The sequence below is a fragment of the Brevibacterium sp. ZH18 genome (assembly GCF_022748595.1).
Lineage (GTDB): Bacteria > Actinomycetota > Actinomycetes > Actinomycetales > Brevibacteriaceae > Brevibacterium.
In genome coordinates this window covers 33,411-54,353 of record NZ_JALDSX010000004.1, presented here as the reverse complement: position 1 = coordinate 54,353, position 20,943 = coordinate 33,411, and the positions used below count along the sequence as shown (strand labels likewise).

22 protein-coding genes are annotated in these 20,943 nt (G+C 62.6%); 11 read left to right on the top strand and 11 right to left on the bottom strand.

Annotation, left to right across the window (positions count from 1 at the left end; genetic code table 11):
* On the bottom strand, window positions 1–753 hold the full coding sequence (locus MPN20_RS02605; RefSeq protein ID WP_242779185.1) for a GTP pyrophosphokinase family protein: 753 nt from the start codon (window positions 751–753) through the stop codon (window positions 1–3).
* 171 nt (window positions 754–924) lie between these two features.
* Here MPN20_RS02605 and MPN20_RS02600 point away from each other — a divergent pair, with 171 nt between their 5' ends.
* Window positions 925–1,188, top strand: coding sequence for a hypothetical protein (locus tag MPN20_RS02600; protein WP_242779183.1), 264 nt, complete (start codon window positions 925–927; stop codon window positions 1,186–1,188).
* Here MPN20_RS02600 and MPN20_RS02595 read toward each other — a convergent pair whose 3' ends face one another.
* On the bottom strand, window positions 1,189–2,082 hold the full coding sequence (locus MPN20_RS02595) for a LysR family transcriptional regulator (RefSeq protein ID WP_242779180.1): 894 nt from the start codon (window positions 2,080–2,082) through the stop codon (window positions 1,189–1,191). It lies immediately after the preceding gene.
* Between the two features lie 78 nt (window positions 2,083–2,160).
* Here MPN20_RS02595 and MPN20_RS02590 point away from each other — a divergent pair, with 78 nt between their 5' ends.
* The 5 genes from MPN20_RS02590 to MPN20_RS02570 all read left to right on the top strand — a co-directional run bounded on the left by MPN20_RS02590 (window position 2,161) and on the right by MPN20_RS02570 (window position 7,167).
* Entirely contained in the window at window positions 2,161–3,096 is a 936-nt protein-coding gene (locus MPN20_RS02590; protein WP_242779178.1) for an EamA family transporter, read from the top strand.
* The gene (locus tag MPN20_RS02585) at window positions 3,093–3,836 is read left to right on the top strand and encodes an NAD(P)H-binding protein (protein WP_242779175.1); all 744 of its coding nucleotides are present in this window, start codon (window positions 3,093–3,095) and stop codon (window positions 3,834–3,836) included. The genes MPN20_RS02590 and MPN20_RS02585 overlap by 4 nt, the downstream gene beginning before the upstream one ends.
* 101 nt (window positions 3,837–3,937) lie before the next feature.
* Entirely contained in the window at window positions 3,938–4,483 is a 546-nt protein-coding gene (locus tag MPN20_RS02580; protein ID WP_242779172.1) for an RDD family protein, read from the top strand.
* Between the two features lie 46 nt (window positions 4,484–4,529).
* Entirely contained in the window at window positions 4,530–5,537 is a 1,008-nt protein-coding gene (locus MPN20_RS02575; RefSeq protein ID WP_242779169.1) for an aldo/keto reductase family protein, read from the top strand.
* A gap of 202 nt (window positions 5,538–5,739) precedes the next feature.
* Window positions 5,740–7,167 (top strand): MDR family MFS transporter, encoded by a 1,428-nt coding sequence (locus tag MPN20_RS02570; RefSeq protein WP_242779166.1) that lies wholly within the window; start codon window positions 5,740–5,742, stop codon window positions 7,165–7,167.
* A 31-nt stretch (window positions 7,168–7,198) separates the two neighbouring features.
* Here the strand turns inward: MPN20_RS02570 and MPN20_RS02565 are convergent, their stop codons facing one another.
* On the bottom strand, window positions 7,199–7,687 hold the full coding sequence (locus MPN20_RS02565) for an SRPBCC domain-containing protein (protein WP_242779163.1): 489 nt from the start codon (window positions 7,685–7,687) through the stop codon (window positions 7,199–7,201).
* Between the two features lie 16 nt (window positions 7,688–7,703).
* Here MPN20_RS02565 and MPN20_RS02560 point away from each other — a divergent pair, with 16 nt between their 5' ends.
* The gene (locus tag MPN20_RS02560; RefSeq protein WP_242779160.1) at window positions 7,704–8,078 is read left to right on the top strand and encodes a helix-turn-helix domain-containing protein; all 375 of its coding nucleotides are present in this window, start codon (window positions 7,704–7,706) and stop codon (window positions 8,076–8,078) included.
* A gap of 49 nt (window positions 8,079–8,127) precedes the next feature.
* On the opposite strand, the gene MPN20_RS02555 is transcribed toward MPN20_RS02560, so the two are convergent.
* The gene (locus tag MPN20_RS02555; RefSeq protein ID WP_242779157.1) at window positions 8,128–9,348 is read right to left on the bottom strand and encodes an MFS transporter; all 1,221 of its coding nucleotides are present in this window, start codon (window positions 9,346–9,348) and stop codon (window positions 8,128–8,130) included.
* A 103-nt stretch (window positions 9,349–9,451) separates the two neighbouring features.
* On the opposite strand from MPN20_RS02555, the gene MPN20_RS02550 reads away from it, so the two are divergent.
* Complete coding sequence (locus tag MPN20_RS02550) at window positions 9,452–10,051, top strand: hypothetical protein (RefSeq protein ID WP_242779155.1); 600 nt, start codon at window positions 9,452–9,454, stop codon at window positions 10,049–10,051.
* A 44-nt stretch (window positions 10,052–10,095) separates the two neighbouring features.
* Here the strand turns inward: MPN20_RS02550 and MPN20_RS02545 are convergent, their stop codons facing one another.
* Window positions 10,096–10,539 (bottom strand): NUDIX domain-containing protein, encoded by a 444-nt coding sequence (locus MPN20_RS02545; protein ID WP_242779152.1) that lies wholly within the window; start codon window positions 10,537–10,539, stop codon window positions 10,096–10,098.
* Window positions 10,540–10,561: 22 nt separating this feature from the next.
* Window positions 10,562–11,188, bottom strand: coding sequence for a DNA-3-methyladenine glycosylase I (locus MPN20_RS02540; protein ID WP_242779149.1), 627 nt, complete (start codon window positions 11,186–11,188; stop codon window positions 10,562–10,564).
* Between the two features lie 90 nt (window positions 11,189–11,278).
* On the opposite strand from MPN20_RS02540, the gene MPN20_RS02535 reads away from it, so the two are divergent.
* Window positions 11,279–12,163: an aspartate dehydrogenase domain-containing protein gene (locus MPN20_RS02535; protein ID WP_242779146.1), complete on the top strand. Its 885-nt coding sequence runs from the start codon at window positions 11,279–11,281 to the stop codon at window positions 12,161–12,163.
* A 163-nt stretch (window positions 12,164–12,326) separates the two neighbouring features.
* Here MPN20_RS02535 and betT read toward each other — a convergent pair whose 3' ends face one another.
* Window positions 12,327–14,396, bottom strand: coding sequence for a choline BCCT transporter BetT (gene betT, locus MPN20_RS02530; RefSeq protein WP_242779143.1), 2,070 nt, complete (start codon window positions 14,394–14,396; stop codon window positions 12,327–12,329).
* Between the two features lie 264 nt (window positions 14,397–14,660).
* Window positions 14,661–16,040, bottom strand: a complete 1,380-nt coding sequence (locus tag MPN20_RS02525) for an NAD-dependent succinate-semialdehyde dehydrogenase (protein ID WP_242779140.1) — start codon at window positions 16,038–16,040, stop codon at window positions 14,661–14,663.
* Window positions 16,041–16,172: 132 nt separating this feature from the next.
* On the opposite strand from MPN20_RS02525, the gene MPN20_RS02520 reads away from it, so the two are divergent.
* A complete protein-coding gene (locus MPN20_RS02520; protein ID WP_242779137.1) occupies window positions 16,173–16,526 on the top strand; it encodes a nuclear transport factor 2 family protein in 354 nt (117 codons plus the stop codon).
* 4 nt (window positions 16,527–16,530) lie between these two features.
* On the opposite strand, the gene MPN20_RS02515 is transcribed toward MPN20_RS02520, so the two are convergent.
* The gene (locus MPN20_RS02515) at window positions 16,531–17,448 is read right to left on the bottom strand and encodes a 3-hydroxyacyl-CoA dehydrogenase NAD-binding domain-containing protein (protein ID WP_242779133.1); all 918 of its coding nucleotides are present in this window, start codon (window positions 17,446–17,448) and stop codon (window positions 16,531–16,533) included.
* A 98-nt stretch (window positions 17,449–17,546) separates the two neighbouring features.
* Here MPN20_RS02515 and MPN20_RS02510 point away from each other — a divergent pair, with 98 nt between their 5' ends.
* Window positions 17,547–18,410 (top strand): hypothetical protein, encoded by an 864-nt coding sequence (locus MPN20_RS02510; protein WP_242779132.1) that lies wholly within the window; start codon window positions 17,547–17,549, stop codon window positions 18,408–18,410.
* A gap of 161 nt (window positions 18,411–18,571) precedes the next feature.
* Here the strand turns inward: MPN20_RS02510 and MPN20_RS02505 are convergent, their stop codons facing one another.
* Complete coding sequence (locus MPN20_RS02505) at window positions 18,572–18,997, bottom strand: hypothetical protein (protein ID WP_242779129.1); 426 nt, start codon at window positions 18,995–18,997, stop codon at window positions 18,572–18,574.
* Window positions 18,998–19,515: 518 nt separating this feature from the next.
* Window positions 19,516–20,916, bottom strand: coding sequence for an AAA family ATPase (locus MPN20_RS02500; RefSeq protein WP_242779126.1), 1,401 nt, complete (start codon window positions 20,914–20,916; stop codon window positions 19,516–19,518).
* Window positions 20,917–20,943 lie beyond the last annotated feature (27 nt).

Sequence of the window (20,943 nt, the reverse complement as noted above, 5' to 3'; positions counted from 1 at the left end):
TCACTCTCGGTTGAAGAGGTCGTCCAGGCTGAAGTTCGTCGGCAGCCCGGCGGCTCGGGCGCTGCGTGATTCTGCACCCGGGCGGAGGACCTGGACTTCGTTGTGGAGGCGTTCCATCTTCACGTCGAGGTCGTTGGCGATGTCGGCGGCCTCTGAGAGTTCGTCGAGCAGGTTCGACGGGATCTCCTGGCCGAACTTGTAGTAGATCTTGTGTTCGAGGCTGGCCCAGAAGTCCATGGCGATGGTCCGGATCTGGACTTCGACGCGCACAGTCTCCGTCGATGAGGACAGGAACACGGGGACTTCGACGATGAGGTGGAGGCTCTTGTACCCGTTGGGTTTGGGGTTCTTGATGTAGTCCTTGGTTTCGGTGATCGTGATGTCACGTTGGGCCTTGATCATCTCAGCCACGGCGTAGGTGTCGGCGATGAAGCTGCAGACCAGACGGACACCGGCGATGTCGTTGAGCTGCTCGCGGATGGCGTCGAACGTGATGGGGATGTTGCGGCGGTGGATCTTCTCCACGATGCTCTCTGGGGACTTCAACCGCGAGTCGACGTGTTCGATCGGGCTGTATTCGTGGAGGTGCTCGAACTCAGTCTTGAGGATGTTGATCTTCGTCATGACTTCGTCGATGGCGAACTGATAGTTGAGCATGAAACGGGAGAAGCCTTCGCGCAGCGCCTTGATCTCCTCGAGACGATCGGAGTCCGCCGATGTCCGTGACGGCGCTTGGGAGTCGTACTTCTTCATTGGGATACGTCTTTCTCGCGATGCTTGACGGTGCCAGGTGGGACTTGGCGGAGCCTGTGTTGGGCGGAGCCTGTGTTGGCCGGAGTCAGTGCTGGCCGGAGTCGGTGCGGTGGGGACTCGAGGGTGCGCGGAGCTGAGGTCGTCAGAACTCGTTGTAGCCAAGAATAGTCCGTGGCACTGACGTTGGGCAGAGATCGGCGCATCTCTTCCCGTGGCGGCGCGAACCAGTCAGCCGCTCTTCCGCGCAAACGCGAGCGCGAATGCGAGCGCGAATGCGAGCGCAAATTCCTTCCTACTGTCAGCGATCACTTCGCGTTCGACGCTGTTCTTCCAGGTGCGCAGCAGACGCTTCGGCTGGGCGATGACACTGCGGTCGGCCTTCGTCGTCTCGCGCAGGTGGTCGAGGACGCCGTCGTCGACTGCGTGATTGTCTGATCACAGGTGGTTCTCTTCCACCGCCGAGGTGGTTCTGAGGATATCGAGGAACGCCAGTGCCGCTGGGCTCGGGTTGAAGGCGCTCCACGCGAGGTATTCGACTCGGCTGGGTCCGCCGATGACCGGCACCGCGGACAAGCCACAGCCAGCGGGGACGAGGTCCGGTGCCAACAGCGCAACGGCCAGATCCTGGGCGACGAGATCGAGCATCACATCCGTCGACATCACTTCGAACGCGATCGTCCGGGTCAAGCCCGCGGCCAAGAACGCCCCGTCCGACTGTGCCCGTCCGGGACTACTGGCAGGAAAGTCGACGAAGGTCTCCTCGACCAGATCTGTCATGCGCAACCGTCGTCGGCCTGCGAGACGGTGGCCGGGACCGACCACAGCGACGAGCTTCTCGCGGGCGAGAACCTCGCTGGCCACACCGGTGGGCTCGACCTCTTCAGGCAGTCCCAGGACGGCCACGTCCATGACCGAGCTGCGGATCGCTTCGACGAAGTCGAGGCTGCTGCCGGTCGTCAGTCCGATCTCGACCTTCGGATGGGCACGGTGGAAGGCACCGAGTGCCGCCGTGATGTCGACGGTCGTCACGGTGGGGATTGCTCCGATCATCAGCCTCCCGCGCAGGTCTCCGGTGGTGGACACCGCCTCGGCGATGGCGCGATCAGCCGCGTCCAAGGTCGCCCGCGCCGCCGGGAGGAAAGCAGCGCCGGCATCGGTGAGTTCGACGCGTCGGCTCGTGCGGGCGAAGAGCTGAACGCCCAACTCGTGTTCGAGTGCCTTGATCTGGTGGCTGAGTGCAGACTGCACGACATGAGTTTTCGCGGCCGCGCGGGTGAAGTTCCGCTCCTCGGCGACGGCAAGGACGTATCGCAGCTGCTGCAACTCCATTCATCTATCGTGGCAGACGATCGTTGCAATGAAAACTATGTGTTGGACTCATGGTCAATTACCCTCGAAGCTGGAAGCATGACAACGACAACTGCCACTCCCCCAGTTTCGACGGCATCCGGGCCACGCATCGCGATGACCGCGGCAACAGCTCTGGCGCCGGCAGTCTGGGGCACCACGTATTTCGTGACGACCGCGTTCCTGCCCGCCGACCACCCGATGTTCGCAGCACTCATGCGCGCCCTCCCGGCGGGGCTGATCGGGCTGCTCATCGCCCGCCGCCTGCCGCGCGGCGATTGGTGGTGGAAGGCCGCAGTGCTCGGGACTCTGAACATCGGACTCTTCTTCCCACTGCTCTTCGTCGCCGCCGCGCGCCTGCCGGGCGGGGTCGCCGCCACGCTGGGTGCCACACAGCCGATCCTCATCACCGTCCTCGCCGTCGTCGTCCTCGGCGAGCGCCTCTCCCACTGGCGTCTGACCTGGGGCATCGTCGGTGTAGCGGGCGTCGGCTTGGTGGTTCTGGGCCCTGGTGTCGGCTTCGATCTGATCGGCATCCTCGCGGGAATCGGCGGGGCCGCTGCGATGGGCACCGGAGTCATCCTCATCAAACGTTGGGGCCGCCCGCCGAGGTTGAGCGCCGTCGGGTTCGCCGGCTGGCAGCTGACTGCGGGTGGGCTCGTCCTCCTCGTCCCGACGCTGCTGTTCGAGGGGGTCCCCGAGACTATCGACGGGGCCGGGAGTCTCGGATACCTGTGGCTGGGCGTCATCGGCGGACTGCTCGCCTACACACTATGGTTCCGCGGACTCGGGTCCCTGCCCGTGACGGCAACGGCGCTGCTCGGGCTGCTCTCTCCACTGGTCGCGGCAGCCCTCGGCGTGGCCTTCGCCGGTGAGACGCTCACACTCGTCCAAATCGTCGGCTTCGCGCTGGCACTGGCGGCGCTGGCATGCGGGCAGCTGACTCCGCGCTCTCACAGCAGATCAACGCACCCATCGAAAGGATCGCCATCATGAGAATCACCGTCATCGGAGCCACCGGGATGGTCGACTCACGCATCGTCGCCGAGGCGAGAGCCCGCAGACATGCCGTCATTGCTGCCTCACGCAATCCGAAGTCTGCAGATGGTGCCGCTCAACGCATCGACTCAGGCAACTTGGTCCGCTTCGATCCAGGGGTCCGCTTCGATCCAGGGGTCCGCTTCGATCCAGGGGTCTGCTCGACGGGTGCCTGCTCGACAGGTGCCGAATCCCAAATGCGGGTCGACGCCGCCGATCCCGCTGCCGTCGACAGAGCACTCAATGGCGCCGAGGCAGTTGTGCTCTCGGTGCGCGCGCAGGCAGACAAGGGCGAGGAGTTCGCACGGCTGTCATCGACAGTCTTGGACTGCAGCGCCCACGCGGGAGTGCCCCTGCTGATCGTGGGAGGTGCCGGACCTCTTCTCTCACCCGATGAGCCGGGCGTCGCTGTCATCGATGTTCCGAGGTATGTTCCCCTGCAATGGCGATCCATTGCTGCGGCCAGCATCGCTCAGCTCGACGTCTGCCGGAACCATGCGAATCAGGTTTGGACCTATCTCAGTCCTCCAGCAGTTCTTGAACCGGGGACTCGGACTGGGGTCTACCAAAGGGGAACGACCACTCTGCTCACAGCCGACGACGGCAGTTCATGCATCAGCGTGGAGGACCTCGCAGTCGCCGTCATCGATGAGCTCGAGTCACCGGGCCATGAGCGGCGGATCACGGTAGCTCACTGATCGAGGAACCGGCCCACCACCTCGGCGAGCCGAGAGTGTCGAACCTATTTGGTCTCATCGAGCCCCCAAAGGCCGCGGCGCCAGGCCTATAGTGGTGAGACATGAAGCTCGGATGGCGAAGGATTCTGGCCTGGCTCATCGACTGGGCCTGCATCCTCGTCTGGGTCGGCGTCACTGCCGCCATCGGCATTCCCCTCTACCTCCACACAGATGTCATGCCCAGCGGATTGCTGGCGAGGAACATGATCGGCGCACTCGTCATGGTGGTCCCGATCATCGCCGTTGCCGCATCGCGTGAGTCCCGAGGTGGAGCGGCCACGCCGGGCAAGAAGGCAATGGGACTCCAGGTCACCACCCAGCCCGCCCATTCGAACCCACCCCGCTTCCGAGTCACCCTGGCCAGAAATCTGTTCAAAATCGGTCTGCCCTGGCTCCTCGGACATTCGGCGGTCTACGCTCTCACAGACAGCGGCGAGGGTGCCGGGAGTGTCTCGGTCGGGGTGTGGATTCTGACCGCCGCGGCGTACCTCATTCCGACCCTCTATGTCGTTTCTCTTTTCATCGCTGATGGTCGAACTCCGTACGACCGGATCACGGGAACGTATGTCGGACTCCGCGCGAAGGCCCTTTCAATTCCCACCGAATAGTCGAAGAGCACTGACAGCCCCGGACACGCAGCAGTAGGCTGGTGACATGGAGCACAGATATCTTGGAAACAGCGGCTTGAAGATTTCAGAGATCACCTACGGAAACTGGCTCACACACGGTTCCCAAGTCGAAAACGACACTGCCACGAAGTGCGTTCACGCAGCCCTCGACGCCGGCATCTCCACTTTCGACACTGCCGACGTCTACGCGAACACCGTGGCCGAGCAGGTCCTCGGCGACGCACTCAAAGGGCAACGACGCGAATCGCTGGAGATCTTCACGAAGGTCTACTTCCCGACCGGCCCCAAGGGCCACAATGACACTGGGCTGTCCCGCAAGCACATCATGGAGTCGATCAACGGTTCACTGTCGCGCCTCGGCACAGACTATGTCGACCTCTACCAGGCGCATCGCTACGACTACGAGACTCCGCTGGAAGAGACCATGCAGGCGTTCGCGGATATCGTGCGTGCCGGCAAGGCCCTTTACATCGGCGTGAGCGAGTGGAATGCCGACCAGCTGCGCGCCGCGCACCATCTGGCCAAGGGCCTCGGCATCCAGCTCGTGTCGAATCAGCCGCAGTACAACATGCTCTGGCGCGTCATCGAATCCAGGGTCGTTCCGACCTCGAAGGAACTCGGCATCTCTCAGATCGTGTGGTCGCCGATCGCTCAGGGTGTGCTCACCGGCAAGTACAAGGCCGGCCAGCCAGCACCCGCGGGTTCGCGCGCCACCGACGAGAAAGGCGGCAAAGACATGATCACCGGCCGCTACCTCGACGATGACACTTTGACGACTGTCGCCAAGCTCGAGCCGATCGCCGCAGACCTCGGTTTGACCATGGCGCAGCTCGCGATCGCCTGGGTGCTCTCCAACGACAATGTGGCCACGGCCCTTGTCGGGGCTTCACGTCCCGAGCAGGTCGAGTCGAACGTCGCTGCTTCAGGAGTGAAGCTCGACGCCGAGGTGCTCGGCCGTATCGATGAGGCGCTCGGTGACCTGCCGGTGACTGATCCATCGAACACCAAGTCCCCGGAGACACGCTTGGTCTGACGTGTTGAGAGGATCGATTCTGCCCCGTCCGGTGATTCCGGACGGGGCAGTTTTCGACTGGGCACGATCAGTCCGATGTAGTCGGTGAGCTGCAGGAACTGACGAACCCTGCCGGAGCTGACGAACCCTGCCGAATGTGGCTCGCTGCCGGAAGAGTAGACTCGCACGGCACGTTTCGGGCAGAGGCAGACAAGGAGCTTAGGTGACAGATCAGGACAGCAGGCAGGACCCACCAGCCGAGGGAGCTCCGATCAATCGGAGCGTCGTTCTCGCGGTCCTCGTTTCGGGCGCATTCGTGATCATCCTCAACCAGACGCTGCTGAACACGGCACTGCCTGCGTTCATGCACTCGTTCGGCATCACTGCGAGCGCCGCGCAGTGGGTGACGACGAGCTTCATGCTGGTCAACGGCATCATGATCCCGATCACCGCGTTCCTGATCCAGAAGTTCACCACCCGCGGCCTCTTCCTCTCCGCGATGATCCTCTTCATCGTCGGCACCTTGGTCTGTGCGTTGGCCCCGACCTATCCGGTCCTGCTCATCGGCCGTGTCCTCCAGGCCGCCAGCGGCGGCATCATCATGCCGCTGATGCAGACCATCCTGTTCGCGATCTTCCCCGTCGAGAAGCGCGGATCCGCAATGGGCACCTTCGGCCTCGTCATCGCCTTCGCCCCAGCGATCGGGCCGAGCCTCTCCGGCTGGATCGTCGACAACTTCCCCTGGGAAGTCCTCTTCTACATGATGTTGCCGATCGCGATCATCGACATCGTCGTCGCCTTCTTCATCCTCAAGAACGTCACCGAACGGACCTACCCCAAGCTCGACGTCCTCTCGATCATCCTCTCAACATTAGGCTTCGGCGGGCTCCTCTTCGGCTTCGGAACCGCCGGCGACGCAGGGTGGCTGAGCCTCGAGGTGATCATCCCACTGGTCGTCGGAGTCGTCTCCCTGGCCATCTTCGTTCCACGACAACTCAAGCTCAAGGATCCGATGCTCGAGTTCCGCGTGCTGCGTTACCGCATGTTCACCCTCAACACGGCCCTGGGTATGTGCGTGTTCATCGTCATGATCGGCGGCATGATGATCCTGCCGCTCTACATGCAGAACATGAACGACTTCACCGCCATGGAATCCGGCCTAGTCTTACTGCCCGGCGCCGCAGTCATGGGCCTGATGTCACCGGTCACCGGCCGCATCTTCGACGCCATCGGTGCGAAGTGGCTGGCCGTCGCCGGATTCACGCTGCTCACCGTCACGACATTCATGTTCTCCGGCCTGAAGTCCGACACCTCATTCGTGTACCTAGCCGCAGTGAACACGGTCCGCATGTTCGGCGTTTCCATGGTGATGATGCCGGTTACCACCGCTGCACTCAACCAGCTGCCCTCGCGTCTCATTCCCCACGGCACTGCACTGAACAACACGATGCGCCAGGTCGCCGCCTCGGTGGGCACAGCCGTGCTCGTCACCATCATGGTCTCGACGACGAAGGACCCGAAGGTCTTCGGCGTCGAAGGACTGGTTCACGGCGCCAACGTCGCCTTCATCGTCGCCGCCATCATCGGCGTATTCGGCGTCATCGGCTCCTTCTTCATCCGCAACTCCCACGGGCTGAAGGCCCAGGACTGAGCCCGCTATCCGATGGACTCAGCGCGGGCGCCTACTTGTAGAAGCCTTCGCGCAGGTCGATTCCATATTCGATCCAGGCTTTGAGCGCCGCGAGCATTCCGGTCCAGCCCATACAGTTGCCGAAGGCGCCCTCGGCTCCCCCGACGGTCGTTGTCCATGATTTCTCGGTGATCGTCACCAGCGTCCTCGCACCGTCGTCGACGGGTGAGAATTCAAAGGTGGTCGTCGTCTTCGCCGAGCTGGCATAGTCGGATCCTGCCCACGCGACGACGATCTTCTCGTCCGGAACGGACTCGAGGGCCTCGACCGGGAAGCGACCAGGGTAATCCGCGAAGTCCCAGGTCACCTCGGCGCCGGGCTCCAAACGTCCCCGCGCGCCTCCTGTGGTGAAGTATTTGGAGAGCTGCGCCGGATCAGCGACGGCTTCGAAGGTCTCATGCGGCGTCTTCGATATATAGCCCATGACCGTGAAGGACAGCTCTTCGAGTTGTGCGTCTTTGCCAGTCTGCTCATCATTCATGTGATATTTTTACCACATGTCACGGGATAAAGGAATGGCCGCTCAGGCCAGTGATGATGATGGTCGCGATGATGATGGTCTGGATGATGGTCGTGATGATGCCGTATTCAAGGCGTTGGCGAATCCGACCCGGCGCCGGATCCTCGACATGCTGAGGGACAAGCCCCGCACGACTGGCGAGGTCTGCGATGCATTTCCAAACCTCGACCGCACGACCGTCCTGCAGCATATCCGTGTTTTGGAAAAGGCCGAGCTCGCCGTTGGATACCGCATCGGCAGAACCCGTCAGCTGGCTCTGGCACCACTGCCGATCAAACGCATCCACGACCGCTGGATCGGAGAGTACACACGCGCCGCGGTGGGACTGCTGGCCGAACTCGACGATGACTGACCGACGTCGGGCCACCTCGGCGCAGCAGTGCCGAAGCACCTCAGCGAAATCACCTCGGCGCGGAAATGGTCCTCGCGATCCATGAGAGGACACCGGTAATGAGGAGCAGCAGCGCGCAGAAGAGGAATGTGGCGGAATCGCCCAGGTAGGTGAAGCCCAGGCCGCCGAGGACCCCGGCGATGGCCAGGCCGATGTCGAAGTTCATGTTCCAGGCGACGCTGGCCTTTGCCGGGGTGCTCACTGTCGAGAACGCCATGACCAGACTCGCCGACTGCAGCGTGCCGAGGCCCAGGCCGATGATCATCATCGCCACCACGAGCAGTCCCCCATCGACGACGACGGTGATGACCAAGCCGATGGTAGCGAGGACCAGGCCGAGGATGTTGAGCCCGAAGGGAGAGACCTGGTCGGCGATGGCCCCGGCCGCGAACCGGCCCACCACCGCAGAGACCTGCATGACCGCGATGAAGATCGCGGCGCCGGCGACATCCGAGCCCGGCCCGAAGCCGACGATGAGTCCGAACACGACCATGCCGATGAGGAACGGGGAGAGCATGATGATCAGGCTCAGAACCTCGCCGAGGCTGCGCGCCTTTCGACGTGAGACGTGTTGGCCGTTTCGTCCGCTGCGCACGGAGACGTCGCTGTCCGCCTTCTCGCTTTCGCCCTTCGACCTATTCAGAGTTGCGGAGTTCTTGCCGGGAAGGAACTTCAACGTCGTCGGCACAGCAATGAGAATGCAGACGCAGACGATGGTCCGGAAGGTCCACACCGGAACGGTTCCGACCAGCCACAGACCCAACGGTGCGCCGACGGCGGACGCCAACGAGGTGATGCCGCCGAATATGCCCAACGCCTTGCCAATCCTGCCCGGTGAGGTCGTCGCAGGGACTGCCGCATTGGCGAGGACGACGAAGAGTCCGAAGCCCACTCCTCCGCTCAGGCCCGCCAGAACGAGGGCGAGCAGCGCGGGCGCCACTGTGAGTCCGAGGATCTGCCCGAGCAGCTGCAGTCCCAGCGCGAAGAGCAGTGCACCTCTGAGCCCGAAGAGTCGGCCGATCCACGGCGCGACGGGCTGTGCCACGATGACGCCGATCATCATCGTCGTCAGAACGGAGCCACCGGTGACCGTCGAGAGACCACCGAGCGCGGCGAGTGAGACCATCGTCGAATAGCTGAAGAAGAACGCCGAGAACCCGAACATCGCCGTCCACACCAGGCCGAGCAGGGCTGGGGTGAACGTCGTCCGGTCGGAGTGCTCAGAGCTCATAGTGCGACCCTACGACATCCCGGTGGGCACTGGAATTCGCCGAACAGGGCTGTACCCGATGCGAATTCATCTTCTCGACAACTCTCACCTGTAAGGTCAGCGCATGACTTCTGCCGAATCTCACTCATCCGACGCTGCCGGCGACACCAACGGCGCCACGAGCACCAGCAGGCCCGACGCCATCGACACCGCCTTCGTCCTGCGCTTCGAACCTCAGTACACGGTGACCGATGCCGAAGCGGCGATCTTCGACTCCATCGCGCCGAAGGTCATCAAGCGCGAATCCTACAAACGCAAGCACTTCCTCAAGGTCGCCGAGTGGAAATCCGTCGCGTCCCTGTCCGCCCTTGAGCTCATCGACGCCGACGACATCGACTACGTCACCGCGGTCGCACTCGACGAAGACACCCCGAATCATCTGCGACTGCCTTTCCTCAAGATCCTCCCCGGAGTCGGCGGGCCGCTGGCGAGCACTCTGCTCGCCGTGTTCAACCCGCTGAAGTTCCCCATCCTCGATGCCCGCACTGTCGGAGTCCTCCACGAATTCGACCTCGTCGACACGACCAACCCGGCGCAGATCGACTACCAGGACTACCGCAAGCTGGTGAAGTCGTTGGCCAAGGGGGCGAACTGCACTCCGCTGGATCTCTATCGCGCACTCATCGCCTATTCGCGACAGAGCAGCGACACAGGCAAAGACTGAGGAACTCGCTGGGGTCAGCCGACCGTCACCATGTCAGCCGACCGTCACCATGTCAGCAGGCCTCGTTCACGCAGTGCCGGCACGACCTGGTGCCGGGTCAGTGGTGCGAACTGACGCTCGGCGGTATCGGCGGGCATCGGATCGAAGGGGAACCAGTCGGCCTCGGCGATCTCGGCGAGGTGTTCGATGTTCTCGATGTCGAGTTCGGCCGGCAGTCCGTCAAAGCAGAAGACGTCCCCGATCACACGATGGTCGGCCTCATTGGCCGCATCAGCACTGAACGTCCCCAGGGGTGAGAGCTTCTCGGGATCCAGGGTGAGTCCGAGCTCCTCACTGATCTCGCGGATGATCGTCGCCTCGGCAGTCTCTCCGGCTTCGGGTTTGCCGCCGGGGAGCATGAATGAGGTTGTGCCGGCCTTGCGCACCATGAGCAGTTCGGGCTGGTGCGGATGCAGCAGGACCAGGGCACTGACGCGGATATCCTTCATCGACGACCTTTCAAACTCGGTATCAGGAGTCCCAGACTCCGGAGGTACCTCGGCGGTGGGAGCCGAGAACGTGCGTGTCCACCATACCGATGGCCTCCATCAGGGCATACATCGTGGTCGGTCCGACGAACCGGAAGCCCTTCTTCTTCAGAGCCTTCGACAGGGCCACGGATTCGGGACCGGTCGTCGGCACCTCCGCCAGTGATGTCGGACGCGGGGTCTCCTCGGGCTGGAAACTCCAGATGAAATCTGCGAGTCCACCCTCGTCGCGCATGGCCAGAGTCGCCTTCGCATTGCCGATGCAGGCCTCGATCTTGCCTCGGTGACGGATGATTCCGGGATCCTGGAGCAGGGCTTCGATCTCGGCCTCACCGAACTGTGCGACCGCCTCGGCATCGAAGTGGGCGAAGACCTCGCGGAACCGCTCGCGCTTCTTCAGGATCGTCAGCCACGACAGTCCAGCCTGGAAGCCCTCGAGGCTGAGCCGTTCGAACAGGCCCGACTCATCACGGACCGGCATCCCCCATTCGGTGTCGTAGTAGGACAGCAGCAGAGGATCACCGTAGGCCCACGGAGTTCGCGCAACACCGTCGTCTCCGACGACTGCACCGTCAGTGGTCGGATCGTCGACGGTGTCGGTCTCTGCCATGTCTGCTTCTCCCCTGCTTCGCTCTTCCACACCGTTACCGTACCCCGCGGCACTGACGCTCGTGTCCAGGCCGATGTGTACCCTGATCTCATGACGGCGGACAGCGAAGTGAAATCAGTGCTGATGATCGGCTTCGGGGCGATTGGGCGGCATGTCGCCCGCCTGCTCCAGCCGGAGATCTCAGGTGGACGGTTGGCTCTGACAGCTCTCGTCCGCGACCTCGACAAGCACTCCGCGCATCGACATCTGGGGGCCGAACTCATCCAGGTCGGCAGCCCCGACGACCCTCGCTGGCTTGAACTCGACGCCGATGTCGTCGTCGAGTGTGCGGGAGTCCCTGCCGCCAAGAGCTTCGGTCCATCTGTCATCGCCGCCGGCACGCCACTCGTCCTCACCAGCGTCGGTGCCCTCGCCGATCGGCCGACCAGGCGGGCGCTCCTGGCGGGACCAGGTGAGCTGCACGTGACGAATGGGGCGATCGGCGGGCTCGACGTCCTCGAGGCCGCCGCTCAGGCGCACGCTCTCGACGACGTATCCATCAGGACTGCCAAGGCTCCTGCCGGACTCATCCAACCCTGGATGGGCACCGAGGAGGTTCGACGACTCACGGAACTGACCCCAGCAGATGGTCCGTTGACGATCTTCACCGGCTCCCCCGCCGAGGCGATCGTGAAGTTCCCCGCCAACGTCAACATCGCCGTGGCGCTGGCCTGGGCAACGCGCGGGCTCGGAGTCGGCGCAACCGAGGACGACGAGCTGATGGAGACGGCCCTGCACCGGTCCGGTGTGGAGATACGCGCGGATCCTCGTCAGACGGACTCACACCATGAGATCACCGCGAGAGGGCCCGCCGGTGACTTCGCCTTCTCCATCTCGTCGACGCCGAGCCCGGAGAACCCGGCCACCAGCGGCCTCACCGCTCTCTCTGTCGCGCGTTCTCTGAGAATGTGTCTGGACGGTCTCGCACGGAGGTGACCGTGGCTGCTGCCGCACAGACGACTGCTCCGGCACAGCCGTCTGCCCCGGGCACGGTCATCGGCCCCGTGACAGACAACCGCCCCGTGACAGACGACTGCCCCCGGCACGGTCATCGGCCTCGAGGGCAGATGGCTGTACCGGGGGCAGCGTGCAGACGATGTCAGTCGTCGGGGTGGGCGATGTTCTCCTGCAGCTGCAGGAACTCCACGTGGCGACCGTACTTGTCGAGGATGTCGTCGATGAGCTGCTCCTTCGAATAGCCCATCACGTCGTAGCCCTGACCGGTGCCGCCGTCGAGGTAGACCTCCATGCGGTAGTAGTCCTCCGTTCCGCGCGGCACGTGTCCGCCGAACGAGGGAACGCTGACCTTGTGCGGCCAGATCTGGTACCGGAAGGGGTATTCGCCCTTGCCGTCGACCTCGAGCTGGATGAGCTCGCCGTCCTCGACGAACTGTCCTTCCGAGTCGACGCGGCCACAGCGAGCGGTGACCCCCCGTTCGTTCATCTCCGCCGCGACCTCTTCCAAGGTCGGGGTGAGGATCTCACGTTCGAAGTCGCGTGCCTTGTTGCCGCTGGGGAAGGAGAGGACTCGACCCAGCTGGCGCTGCCAGGGCTCATGTCGGCCGCCTGTGTATGAACGTCGGGCCAGGGATCCGGGCAGGCTCTGTGAGGCGCTGTCGACGCGGTTCGCTTCGACCCGCAGCGCTTTGTAGAGTCCGACCATCACGAGGATGACGACGAAGGCGAACGGCAGACCCATGACGACCGTCGCATTCTGCAGAGCCCCGACTCCGCCGACGATGAGCATGGCGACGGTCAGCGCACCGGTGGACAGGGCCCAGAAGATGCGCAGTCCCGGACGGCCGTCGTCCTGCGGGGTGGGCAGGCGCGAGGAGAGGTTGGCCATGACGAGCGCAGCGGAGTCCGCAGTCGTGACGTAGAACAGCAGTGCTGTGATCGTCGCGAGCGCTGCGATGACGACGAACCCTGGGTAGTTGGAGAGCAACTCGTAGAAGCCGCCCTCAGGGTTGAGCATCGTCTTCTCACCGAACTCCTTGTCACCGTTGCGGATGAGGTCGAGGGCGGAGTTTCCGTAGATTGAGATCCACATGAAGATGTAGATGAACGGGATCGTCAGGGTGCCGACGACGAACTGACGGATCGTGCGTCCGCGCGAGATGCGTGCGAGGAACAGACCGACGAACGAGGCGAAGGCGATCCACCAAGCCCAAAAGAACAGAGTCCAGTCGGTCATCCACGTTCCGGTGTCCTCGAACGCGAAGGTCTGACCCGCCATGTTCGGGAACATTCTCACGAAGTCGAAGACGTTGAGGACGAAGGCGTTGAGCAGGAATTTGGTGTTGCCCGCGACGAGGACCCACAGGCTGAGGGCAACCGCAAGGAAGACGTTGAGGATCGAGAGGAACTTGATGCCTTTGTCGACACCGGAGACGGCCGAGAGCGTCGCCACGGCGACTCCGACGACGACGATGCCGATCTGAGAGCCCACCCCGATGGGGATGCCGAAGACCGTGTTGAGACCAACGTTGACCATGACCACACCGATGCCCAGGGAGGTGGCCACACCGAAGACGGTGCCCAGCAGGGCAGCGATGTCAACCGTGTCGCCTAATGCACCCTGGACGCGTTTGCCGAAGATCGGGGCAAGCGCAGAGCGGATCGCCAGCGGCATGTTCATCCGGTAGGCGAAGTAGGCCAGCGCGATGCCCATGAGAGCGTAGAGTCCCCAGCCGCTGATGCCGTAGTGGAACAGTGTCCAGACCGTGGCTTCCCGAGCCGCTTCGACCGTTTCGGGCTCTGTGCTCGGCGGCGTCAGATATTGGGTGACCGGTTCAGCCACGGCGAAGAACATGAGGTCGGTGCTGATACCGGCGGCGAAGAGCATCGAGGCCCAGGCCAGCAGCCCGTATTCGGGCTTCGAATGCTCGGGGCCGAGCTTCGTGTTTCCATACTTGGAGGCGGCCAGGTAGATGACGAAGACGAGGACGATGGCCACGAGGAGGACGTAGAACCAGCCGAACCAGTCCGAGGTCCACCCGACGACCGCACCGAGGACAGCCTCGGCGTTGGACGGCGAGACCAATGCCCAAATGGTGATGGCCAGAGTGCCGAGGGCGGAAGCGATGAAGACCGGCTTATTCACCGGAGGCAGCAGAGCTTTCGCCCCCTTCTTCGACTTCTCTGTGGATTCATCCACTGTGGCGCTCATCTGCTCACTCCTTCAGCGGACGACATCGCGTCCACATTGATTTCTGTGTTTCTGCACACCGGACTCCCGGTGAAGGCCAACCATGCAGGCTACCATATCGTAACCGCCGGTAACCAGATAGAGGGTGAACAGCCACTACACCAGGCCCAGCCGGTGACGATGCCGACACGAGATCCACCTGCTGAGAAATGAATGTGAGTCCTCAGCAGACAAAAGGAGCGCTGACCGCCTAGGCGATCAGCGCTCCAAGAGTGGAGTTCAGACTCAGTGCTTCTTGAACACGAGCTGCTTGTTGACGAATTCGTCCATGGCCAACGGTCCGAGCTCACGGCCGACGCCCGAGCGCTTCACACCGCCGAAGGGCAGGTACTCGCGTGAGCCTTCCGGGGTGTTGAGGAAGACCATTCCGGAGTCGATCTGCGAACCGACGCGCTCTGCCTTCTCGATGTCGTTCGAGAACACTGCGGCGCCGAGGCCGAACGGCGTGTCATTGGCCAGTTCGACCGCTTCTTCCTCGCTGCTGACCTTGTAGACGATGACCGCGGGGCCGAAGAGCTCTTCATAGTAGCCGCGCATGCCCTTCTCAACATCGGCGAGGACGACGGGTTCGACGTAGGCGCCGCCGCCGTCGTACTTCTTGCCGCCGGCCAGCAGGGTCGCACCCTGGCTGACGGTGTCCTGGACCTGCTCGACGAAGCGGTCAGCGGCTGCGACCGAGGACAGCGGGCTCAGAGGTGAGCCCTCGCCGCCTGGTGTCTCCGGCGTGATCTTCTTGGCCGCCTCGGTGATCGAGGACAGGAACTCGTCGTAGACGTCGTCCATGACGATCATGCGCTTGGGCGAGTTGCAGGCCTGGCCTGTGTTGCCCATGCGCGTGTTGAAGAACGTCTTCGCGCTCTTCGCGACGTCGGCGGTGTCGAGGAGGATGTAGGGGTCCGAACCGCCGAGTTCGAGGACGACCTTCTTGAGGTTCTTGCCCGCTTCGGCGGCGACTGCCGAACCTGCACGCTCGGAACCGGTCAGGGACACACCATGGTTGCGCGGGTCGGGCAGGATGAGCTCCGCGACCTGCTCATTGCTCGCGTAGATGTTGATGTAGGCACCTTCTGGAAGGCCGGCCTCAATGAAGATCTCTTCCATGATCTGCGCCGAACGCGGGCACTGCGGGGCGTGCTTGAGCAGGATCGTGTTGCCCAGCGCCAGGTTCGGCGCTGCGAAGCGTGCGACCTGATAGTAGGGGAAGTTCCACGGCATGATGCCCAACAGCGAGCCGACGGGCTTGCGGCGAATCATCGCGGTGCCGTCGTCGGGTCCGCGCAGGGGCTCATCGGCCATGAACGCCTCGGCGTTGTCGGCGAAGTAGTGGTAGATCGCCGAGCTCAGTCCGACCTCGCCCTTGCCCTCGGGGACGGCCTTGCCCATCTCGAGCTGGATGACCTTCGCGAGCTCTTCGGCCCGGTTGGCGTAGATCTCGGCGACACGGGTGAGGACCGCGGCGCGATCGGCCACGGACGTCTGGCTCCACTCGGTGAAAGTCGTGGCTGAACGGTCAAGCGCGGACAGGATCTGTGAGTCGGTGAATGTGTCGAACTCTTCGGCCACCTGGCCGGTTGCCGGGTTGGTCACGCGATACATGGTTGTCATGTCGAGCCTCTTCTCTGCGGGGTTGTCTGCAGGGTGCACTTCCCAACCTATGGCCGAATCACCTCGGCGGCAATTGTTCGTCTCAGACCGTGAGCGGATCCACAGGCGGGAGGTGACTGCTACCGTATGGACATGGCCAGTGTGACTGAACTCGTGAACCGTTACTACACCACCGTCGATGCAGGGGACGCGGACGCCACCACGGCGCTGTTCGCCTCCGACGCCAGCTACGACCGTCCGGGATACCCGACGATGATCGGCACCCAGATCACCGATTTCTACCACGGAGAGCGGGTCATCGAGACCGGTGCGCACTCCGTGCAGGAAGTCATCGTCGACAACGACCGCGCCGCCAGCCGGGGCGTGTTCAACGGCCGCCTCAAGGACGGCACGGAGACGTCGGTGGGCTTCGCCGACTTCTTCCTCTTCGACGCCGAGGGCCTCATCGCCGAGCGCACCACATACTTCTACCAGCCGGCGGTCTGAGGACTCACCCGTGCTTGCGGGCGTCGAGCACGGCACGTTGGATTCTGTCGCGCGCTGCAGCGGACTCGGGCTTCGGGCTCGTCCCATAGGCCTCTTCCACCTGCGTGAAGATCTCGCTCATCGCCTCTTCGCCGAGGTCAACGGGAAGTTCATCGATCTCAGCGAATGACGGACCGATATGACGCATGAAACCGCGGATTCCCGCGTCTCCCCCGCCGAGGTGCATGCCCTCGAACTGCCCCACCGCGGACCACCGCAGGCCCAGGGAATTCTTCATCACCGCATCGAGATCCGGAGCTGAGATCACCCCGTTCTGCACGAGCGAGATCGCCTCCTTCATCAGCGCATTCTGGAGCCTGTTGCCCACGAATCCGCGCACTTCTCTACCGAGCACGACGGGTTCTCTACCGCAGCTGCGGTAGAACTCGACTGCCCTGTCCACGGCTTTCCGGCTGGTCGACGGGGACGGAACCACTTCGACGAGCGGCATGAGGTGGGGTGGGTTGAACGGATGTCCGACCACCACACGTGCCGCGGCATCAGCGTCGAGATGAGCGGCGATCAGTGAGGCCGGAATCGTCGACGACGAGGTCGCCAGAACAGCGTCCGGCGGAGCCGCCGCGACGAGCTGGGCGAAGAGCACGGGCTTCGTCTCGGGATCTTCGGGACCTGATTCCTGCACGAAGATCGCATCGGCCACAGCCGCCTCGGCGGATTCAGCGAGCTCGATCGATCCGATCTCTGGTGCGGCCATGTCATGGGCGGCAGCGTCGGCACTGACGTCGGCCTGCAGACCGGCGACCACCTCGGCGAGGTCGTCACGTGGGTCGAAGACCCGCACCGAATAGCCGGAGCGGGCAAAGAGCCAGGCGAAGGAACGGCCGATGGTTCCGGCCCCGATGACTGCGACGTGTTCACTCATGCGCCCAGGTTATACCGGTCTCCGACCCTCCGTAGTGCTGGGTCGATTATTGCTCGCCCACCCGGGCTGACCGGTGAGTTCGGTGGCACAATATGACCATGACACCGCGCGAAGGATTGAGAACAGTGGACTCGGAGATCATCGCTCTGGCCGAGGACGAATACGCCGCCGCAGCCGAGACCGCAGGCATCGAGGTGCGCGAGATCCACACCGCCGCTGAGGCTGCCGAAGCCGCTCTGTTGCTCGACGAGGTCTGGAGCGTCGACGAGACGGGGACCAACATCTTCGAACCCGGCCTCATCGTGGCCTTCGCCCATGCGGGCAACTATGTCTCAGCGGCCTACAGCGTCGATGAGCCCGACGAGATGATCGGCGTGACCATCGGATTCTTCGGTCAGCCGCTGGGAACGGTCATGCACTCTCACATCGCCGGGGTGCGCCATCAGATCATCGGCCGCGGCGCCGGATCGGCGATGAAGCTGCACCAGAGACTGTGGTGCCTCAACCTCGGCATCACAGAGATGACCTGGACCTTCGATCCACTCGTCGCGCGCAATGCCTATTTCAACTTCGAACGCCTCGGCGTCGGAATGGTCGAATACCTCGAGGACTTCTACGGTCAGATGCGCGACGGCGTCAATGCCGGTCAGGCCAGTGACCGGATGATGGTGTCCTGGCCGCTCGACAAGCCGGCACGAGCGTCGGTCACCGAGGCAGACGACGCCTTCGCGAGCCTGCGCAGCGATGAGCACGGTGAACCCCTCGTCAGCGAGGTGCCGAAGGAGGCGACGCTCGTCTCGCTCGACTTCCCTTCCGACATCGAAGCCCTACGGGGTCAGGATGCGGAGCTGGCAAGCCGTTGGCGACGGGCCCTGCGCGACTCGCTGACAGGACTCGTCGGCGACGGATGGGTCGTCGACACGTGCCTCAAGGGCGGAACCTACATCCTCCATCACCCCTGACGCTCGGGGCCTGACGCTCGGCGCCTGGCGCTCGGTACCTGATCGACGAACAGTGAGGCCCGCACCGTTTGGTGCGGGCCTCACTGCTGCCGAATCACTTCGACAAAGCCACTAGCCAGTCGGCACTATGTTCGACCAAGCCTCGTCAGATGTCACGTCCATCATTCGTTTTTGCACTCGGCGGCCGCTTCACGGTAGTCGGAACGGGTGTTCTTGATGTCTTCAATGGTCTGTTCTGCGATCCGTGTTGCTTCATCTAATTCTGCACGGTCACCTTGCTCGGCGTAGCTGACTGCGTAACCGCTTGTCCGATGTAGACCGTTGTGTTGCTCGTCTAGTTCCTCGGCGAACTTCAGAGCCGTCTTGCACGCCTTAGGGGTCTTAGTGACCGTCTTTGTCTTGGTCACTGTCTTGGGCGTCTCTGGCTCTGCGGTAACTGTCTTGGTGACTGTCGGGGCCGGTGACCCGGCTGTTGTGGTGTCGGTAGTTCCGGCTTCACGTGCAACCGAGACGGCCAGTCCGATGATGAAAGCAACGAAAATGAGGATGACTGCGATCCCGGGACGTTTGGCAATGAGTTCGTACATGGCCTGTTTTCCTTCTGATATGTGCCGGCTGGCTGTGTATGGAACGGATGGCAATTCGATGCGCGCTAGGACTGATTCCAATCCGTTACCGCCTGAAGCTGTCGACACCGATGTCGACCAACTTCCGACTGGCCTTTTATCACGCTGTGTTTCTGATCCATGCGTTAGACATGTTGGGGGTCTGTGCTGATTGGCTACCTACCATAGCCCGTCGAAGAACATGGCTGGGACTGATGCAAGGATCGGTGACAACGTGTGTCTCGGTTCAGCGAGGGACGGGACTGATGCACGGGTGATGGCATCGTTTCCAGCTTGATTCCGTGTGGGGTTCTTGATGCCAAGGCGCGTCATATATCCATGGGTTTTGAGGCGGTTTGGTTACGAGACACTTCTGAAGGACTCGAGCCAGCAGCGGTGACACTGAACCTTGTATCAGTCGCCTTTGCGCACGACCCTTGCTTGACATATCAAAGTCGCATCCGGTGAGACTCTGCCTCGACGCTCGCGTGGGTGTGTAGTCATTGCGATTCGTCGTCTTCTGAGTTCATTGCCTCACGTAACTGTGTCGCTTCGGCAGACAGAGCCTTCACCGCTTCCAAAAGATGGTTATCAGCTGGTTCCTCGTCTGCGTCTAGAGCCAGTAGTACTGCACGCCGGACCGCTTCTTTCGCAAAGGAACCCGTCGTACCCTCCGCAGCTTTCGCAGCCTGGGCGATTCCTTCTTCAGTAAACGCCAAGCCGGCACTATAGACGGTGAAGAGGCGTTTGCGTAGTTTGGCAGTGGGCAAGGCCACCTCGACAGCAAGATCAATTCTTCCCGGACGCATCGCGAGAGCCTCTTCGAGCACGTCCACCCGGTTAGTAGTGAGGACGAAAGCGATATCAGCATCGTCTCCCAAACCGTCGAGGACATCGAGGATCTCAAAGAGCACCGACCGTTCGCCCTCATTGAAGTCACGGTCCTCAGCAACAAGATCGGCATCTTCGAGAACGATAATTGCTCGCCCGAGAGCTCGTGCCGCCGTGGCAGCAGCGCGGATCTTCGACAGAGACTCACCCTGGAGGAGAATCGCCGTAGTCTCTTTTGCCTGTGAGAGGAGATATCGCACCGTTAACGTCTTACCCGTCCCGGGCGGGCCATAGAGCAGCACCCCGCGAGACAAATGCTGGCCCACAGCACGAAGCCTCTGTGCTTTCTCACTGATGCCCAGAACGGTTGCCTCGATCTTCTCGAGCCTGCCCTTTGGCAGAACCACATCGTGGGCATCAACGTGGGGACGAGAGTGGAATTCGATACTGAGTGAGTCTGATCCAAACTCTTCCGACAAAAAACTAACGACTTGCCCTTGCAATACCGAGTTGCGCGAAACGAATCCATTGATGTTGGCCAGGGTCTCGCGTGCAAGCTGATGGTCACCGCAGATGATTTCGACGACGATGTTCTGCGTATCACCGGGCCCGTCTTCGAGCTCAGTCGCGAAGACAACGACGGGGATTGTGCCGATTCGCAACAGGCGAAGTGCGTTCGTAGCTACATGTCTGACTGTTCCTGGTCCTGTGGGAACGGCGCGGCGCTGGATCGCGCCGAGCTCGTAGACACTGTAGTGATTGGCCAGGAGGTCACTGATGCCACTGGCATCTTGGGAGGGGATGACACCGCGAAGGTCCTGCTCCTCGGCGAGTTCATCAAGGGCCCTATCAATCTCGACCCACTGCCAGCGGGCGAACTCCTGGCGCACGGGATCGAGTGTACGTGGATCCGTGCCCAGGTGGGCTCCTAGTTCCGCAGCGATATGGTCGCGAGAGGCTTCCGTGGCGTAGTGGTCCATCGTTTCGAGGAACGTTTGAAACTGTTTCGCGAACAGGCTGATATCAACTGGCTCGGGGGCTGCAGGTCCATGGCTTGAGGCATCGGTCATGGCCACCATCCTAGGCCGGACTCAGCA

What these genes read in the sequence shown, in the direction of transcription:
- MPN20_RS02605 (WP_242779185.1), bottom strand. Translation starts at nt 753, where the DNA reads ATGAAGAAGTACGACTCCCAAGCGCCGTCACGGACATCGGCGGACTCC.
- MPN20_RS02595 (WP_242779180.1), bottom strand. Translation starts at nt 2,082, where the DNA reads ATGGAGTTGCAGCAGCTGCGATACGTCCTTGCCGTCGCCGAGGAGCGG.
- MPN20_RS02590 (WP_242779178.1), top strand. Translation starts at nt 2,161, where the DNA reads ATGACAACGACAACTGCCACTCCCCCAGTTTCGACGGCATCCGGGCCA.
- MPN20_RS02585 (WP_242779175.1), top strand. Translation starts at nt 3,093, where the DNA reads ATGAGAATCACCGTCATCGGAGCCACCGGGATGGTCGACTCACGCATC.
- MPN20_RS02580 (WP_242779172.1), top strand. Translation starts at nt 3,938, where the DNA reads ATGAAGCTCGGATGGCGAAGGATTCTGGCCTGGCTCATCGACTGGGCC.
- MPN20_RS02575 (WP_242779169.1), top strand. Translation starts at nt 4,530, where the DNA reads ATGGAGCACAGATATCTTGGAAACAGCGGCTTGAAGATTTCAGAGATC.
- MPN20_RS02565 (WP_242779163.1), bottom strand. Translation starts at nt 7,687, where the DNA reads ATGAATGATGAGCAGACTGGCAAAGACGCACAACTCGAAGAGCTGTCC.
- MPN20_RS02560 (WP_242779160.1), top strand. Translation starts at nt 7,704, where the DNA reads ATGTCACGGGATAAAGGAATGGCCGCTCAGGCCAGTGATGATGATGGT.
- MPN20_RS02555 (WP_242779157.1), bottom strand. Translation starts at nt 9,348, where the DNA reads ATGAGCTCTGAGCACTCCGACCGGACGACGTTCACCCCAGCCCTGCTC.
- MPN20_RS02550 (WP_242779155.1), top strand. Translation starts at nt 9,452, where the DNA reads ATGACTTCTGCCGAATCTCACTCATCCGACGCTGCCGGCGACACCAAC.
- MPN20_RS02545 (WP_242779152.1), bottom strand. Translation starts at nt 10,539, where the DNA reads ATGAAGGATATCCGCGTCAGTGCCCTGGTCCTGCTGCATCCGCACCAG.
- MPN20_RS02540 (WP_242779149.1), bottom strand. Translation starts at nt 11,188, where the DNA reads ATGGCAGAGACCGACACCGTCGACGATCCGACCACTGACGGTGCAGTC.
- MPN20_RS02535 (WP_242779146.1), top strand. Translation starts at nt 11,279, where the DNA reads ATGACGGCGGACAGCGAAGTGAAATCAGTGCTGATGATCGGCTTCGGG.
- betT (WP_242779143.1), bottom strand. Translation starts at nt 14,396, where the DNA reads ATGAGCGCCACAGTGGATGAATCCACAGAGAAGTCGAAGAAGGGGGCG.
- MPN20_RS02525 (WP_242779140.1), bottom strand. Translation starts at nt 16,040, where the DNA reads ATGACAACCATGTATCGCGTGACCAACCCGGCAACCGGCCAGGTGGCC.
- MPN20_RS02520 (WP_242779137.1), top strand. Translation starts at nt 16,173, where the DNA reads ATGGCCAGTGTGACTGAACTCGTGAACCGTTACTACACCACCGTCGAT.
- MPN20_RS02515 (WP_242779133.1), bottom strand. Translation starts at nt 17,448, where the DNA reads ATGAGTGAACACGTCGCAGTCATCGGGGCCGGAACCATCGGCCGTTCC.
- MPN20_RS02510 (WP_242779132.1), top strand. Translation starts at nt 17,547, where the DNA reads ATGACACCGCGCGAAGGATTGAGAACAGTGGACTCGGAGATCATCGCT.
- MPN20_RS02505 (WP_242779129.1), bottom strand. Translation starts at nt 18,997, where the DNA reads ATGTACGAACTCATTGCCAAACGTCCCGGGATCGCAGTCATCCTCATT.
- MPN20_RS02500 (WP_242779126.1), bottom strand. Translation starts at nt 20,916, where the DNA reads ATGACCGATGCCTCAAGCCATGGACCTGCAGCCCCCGAGCCAGTTGAT.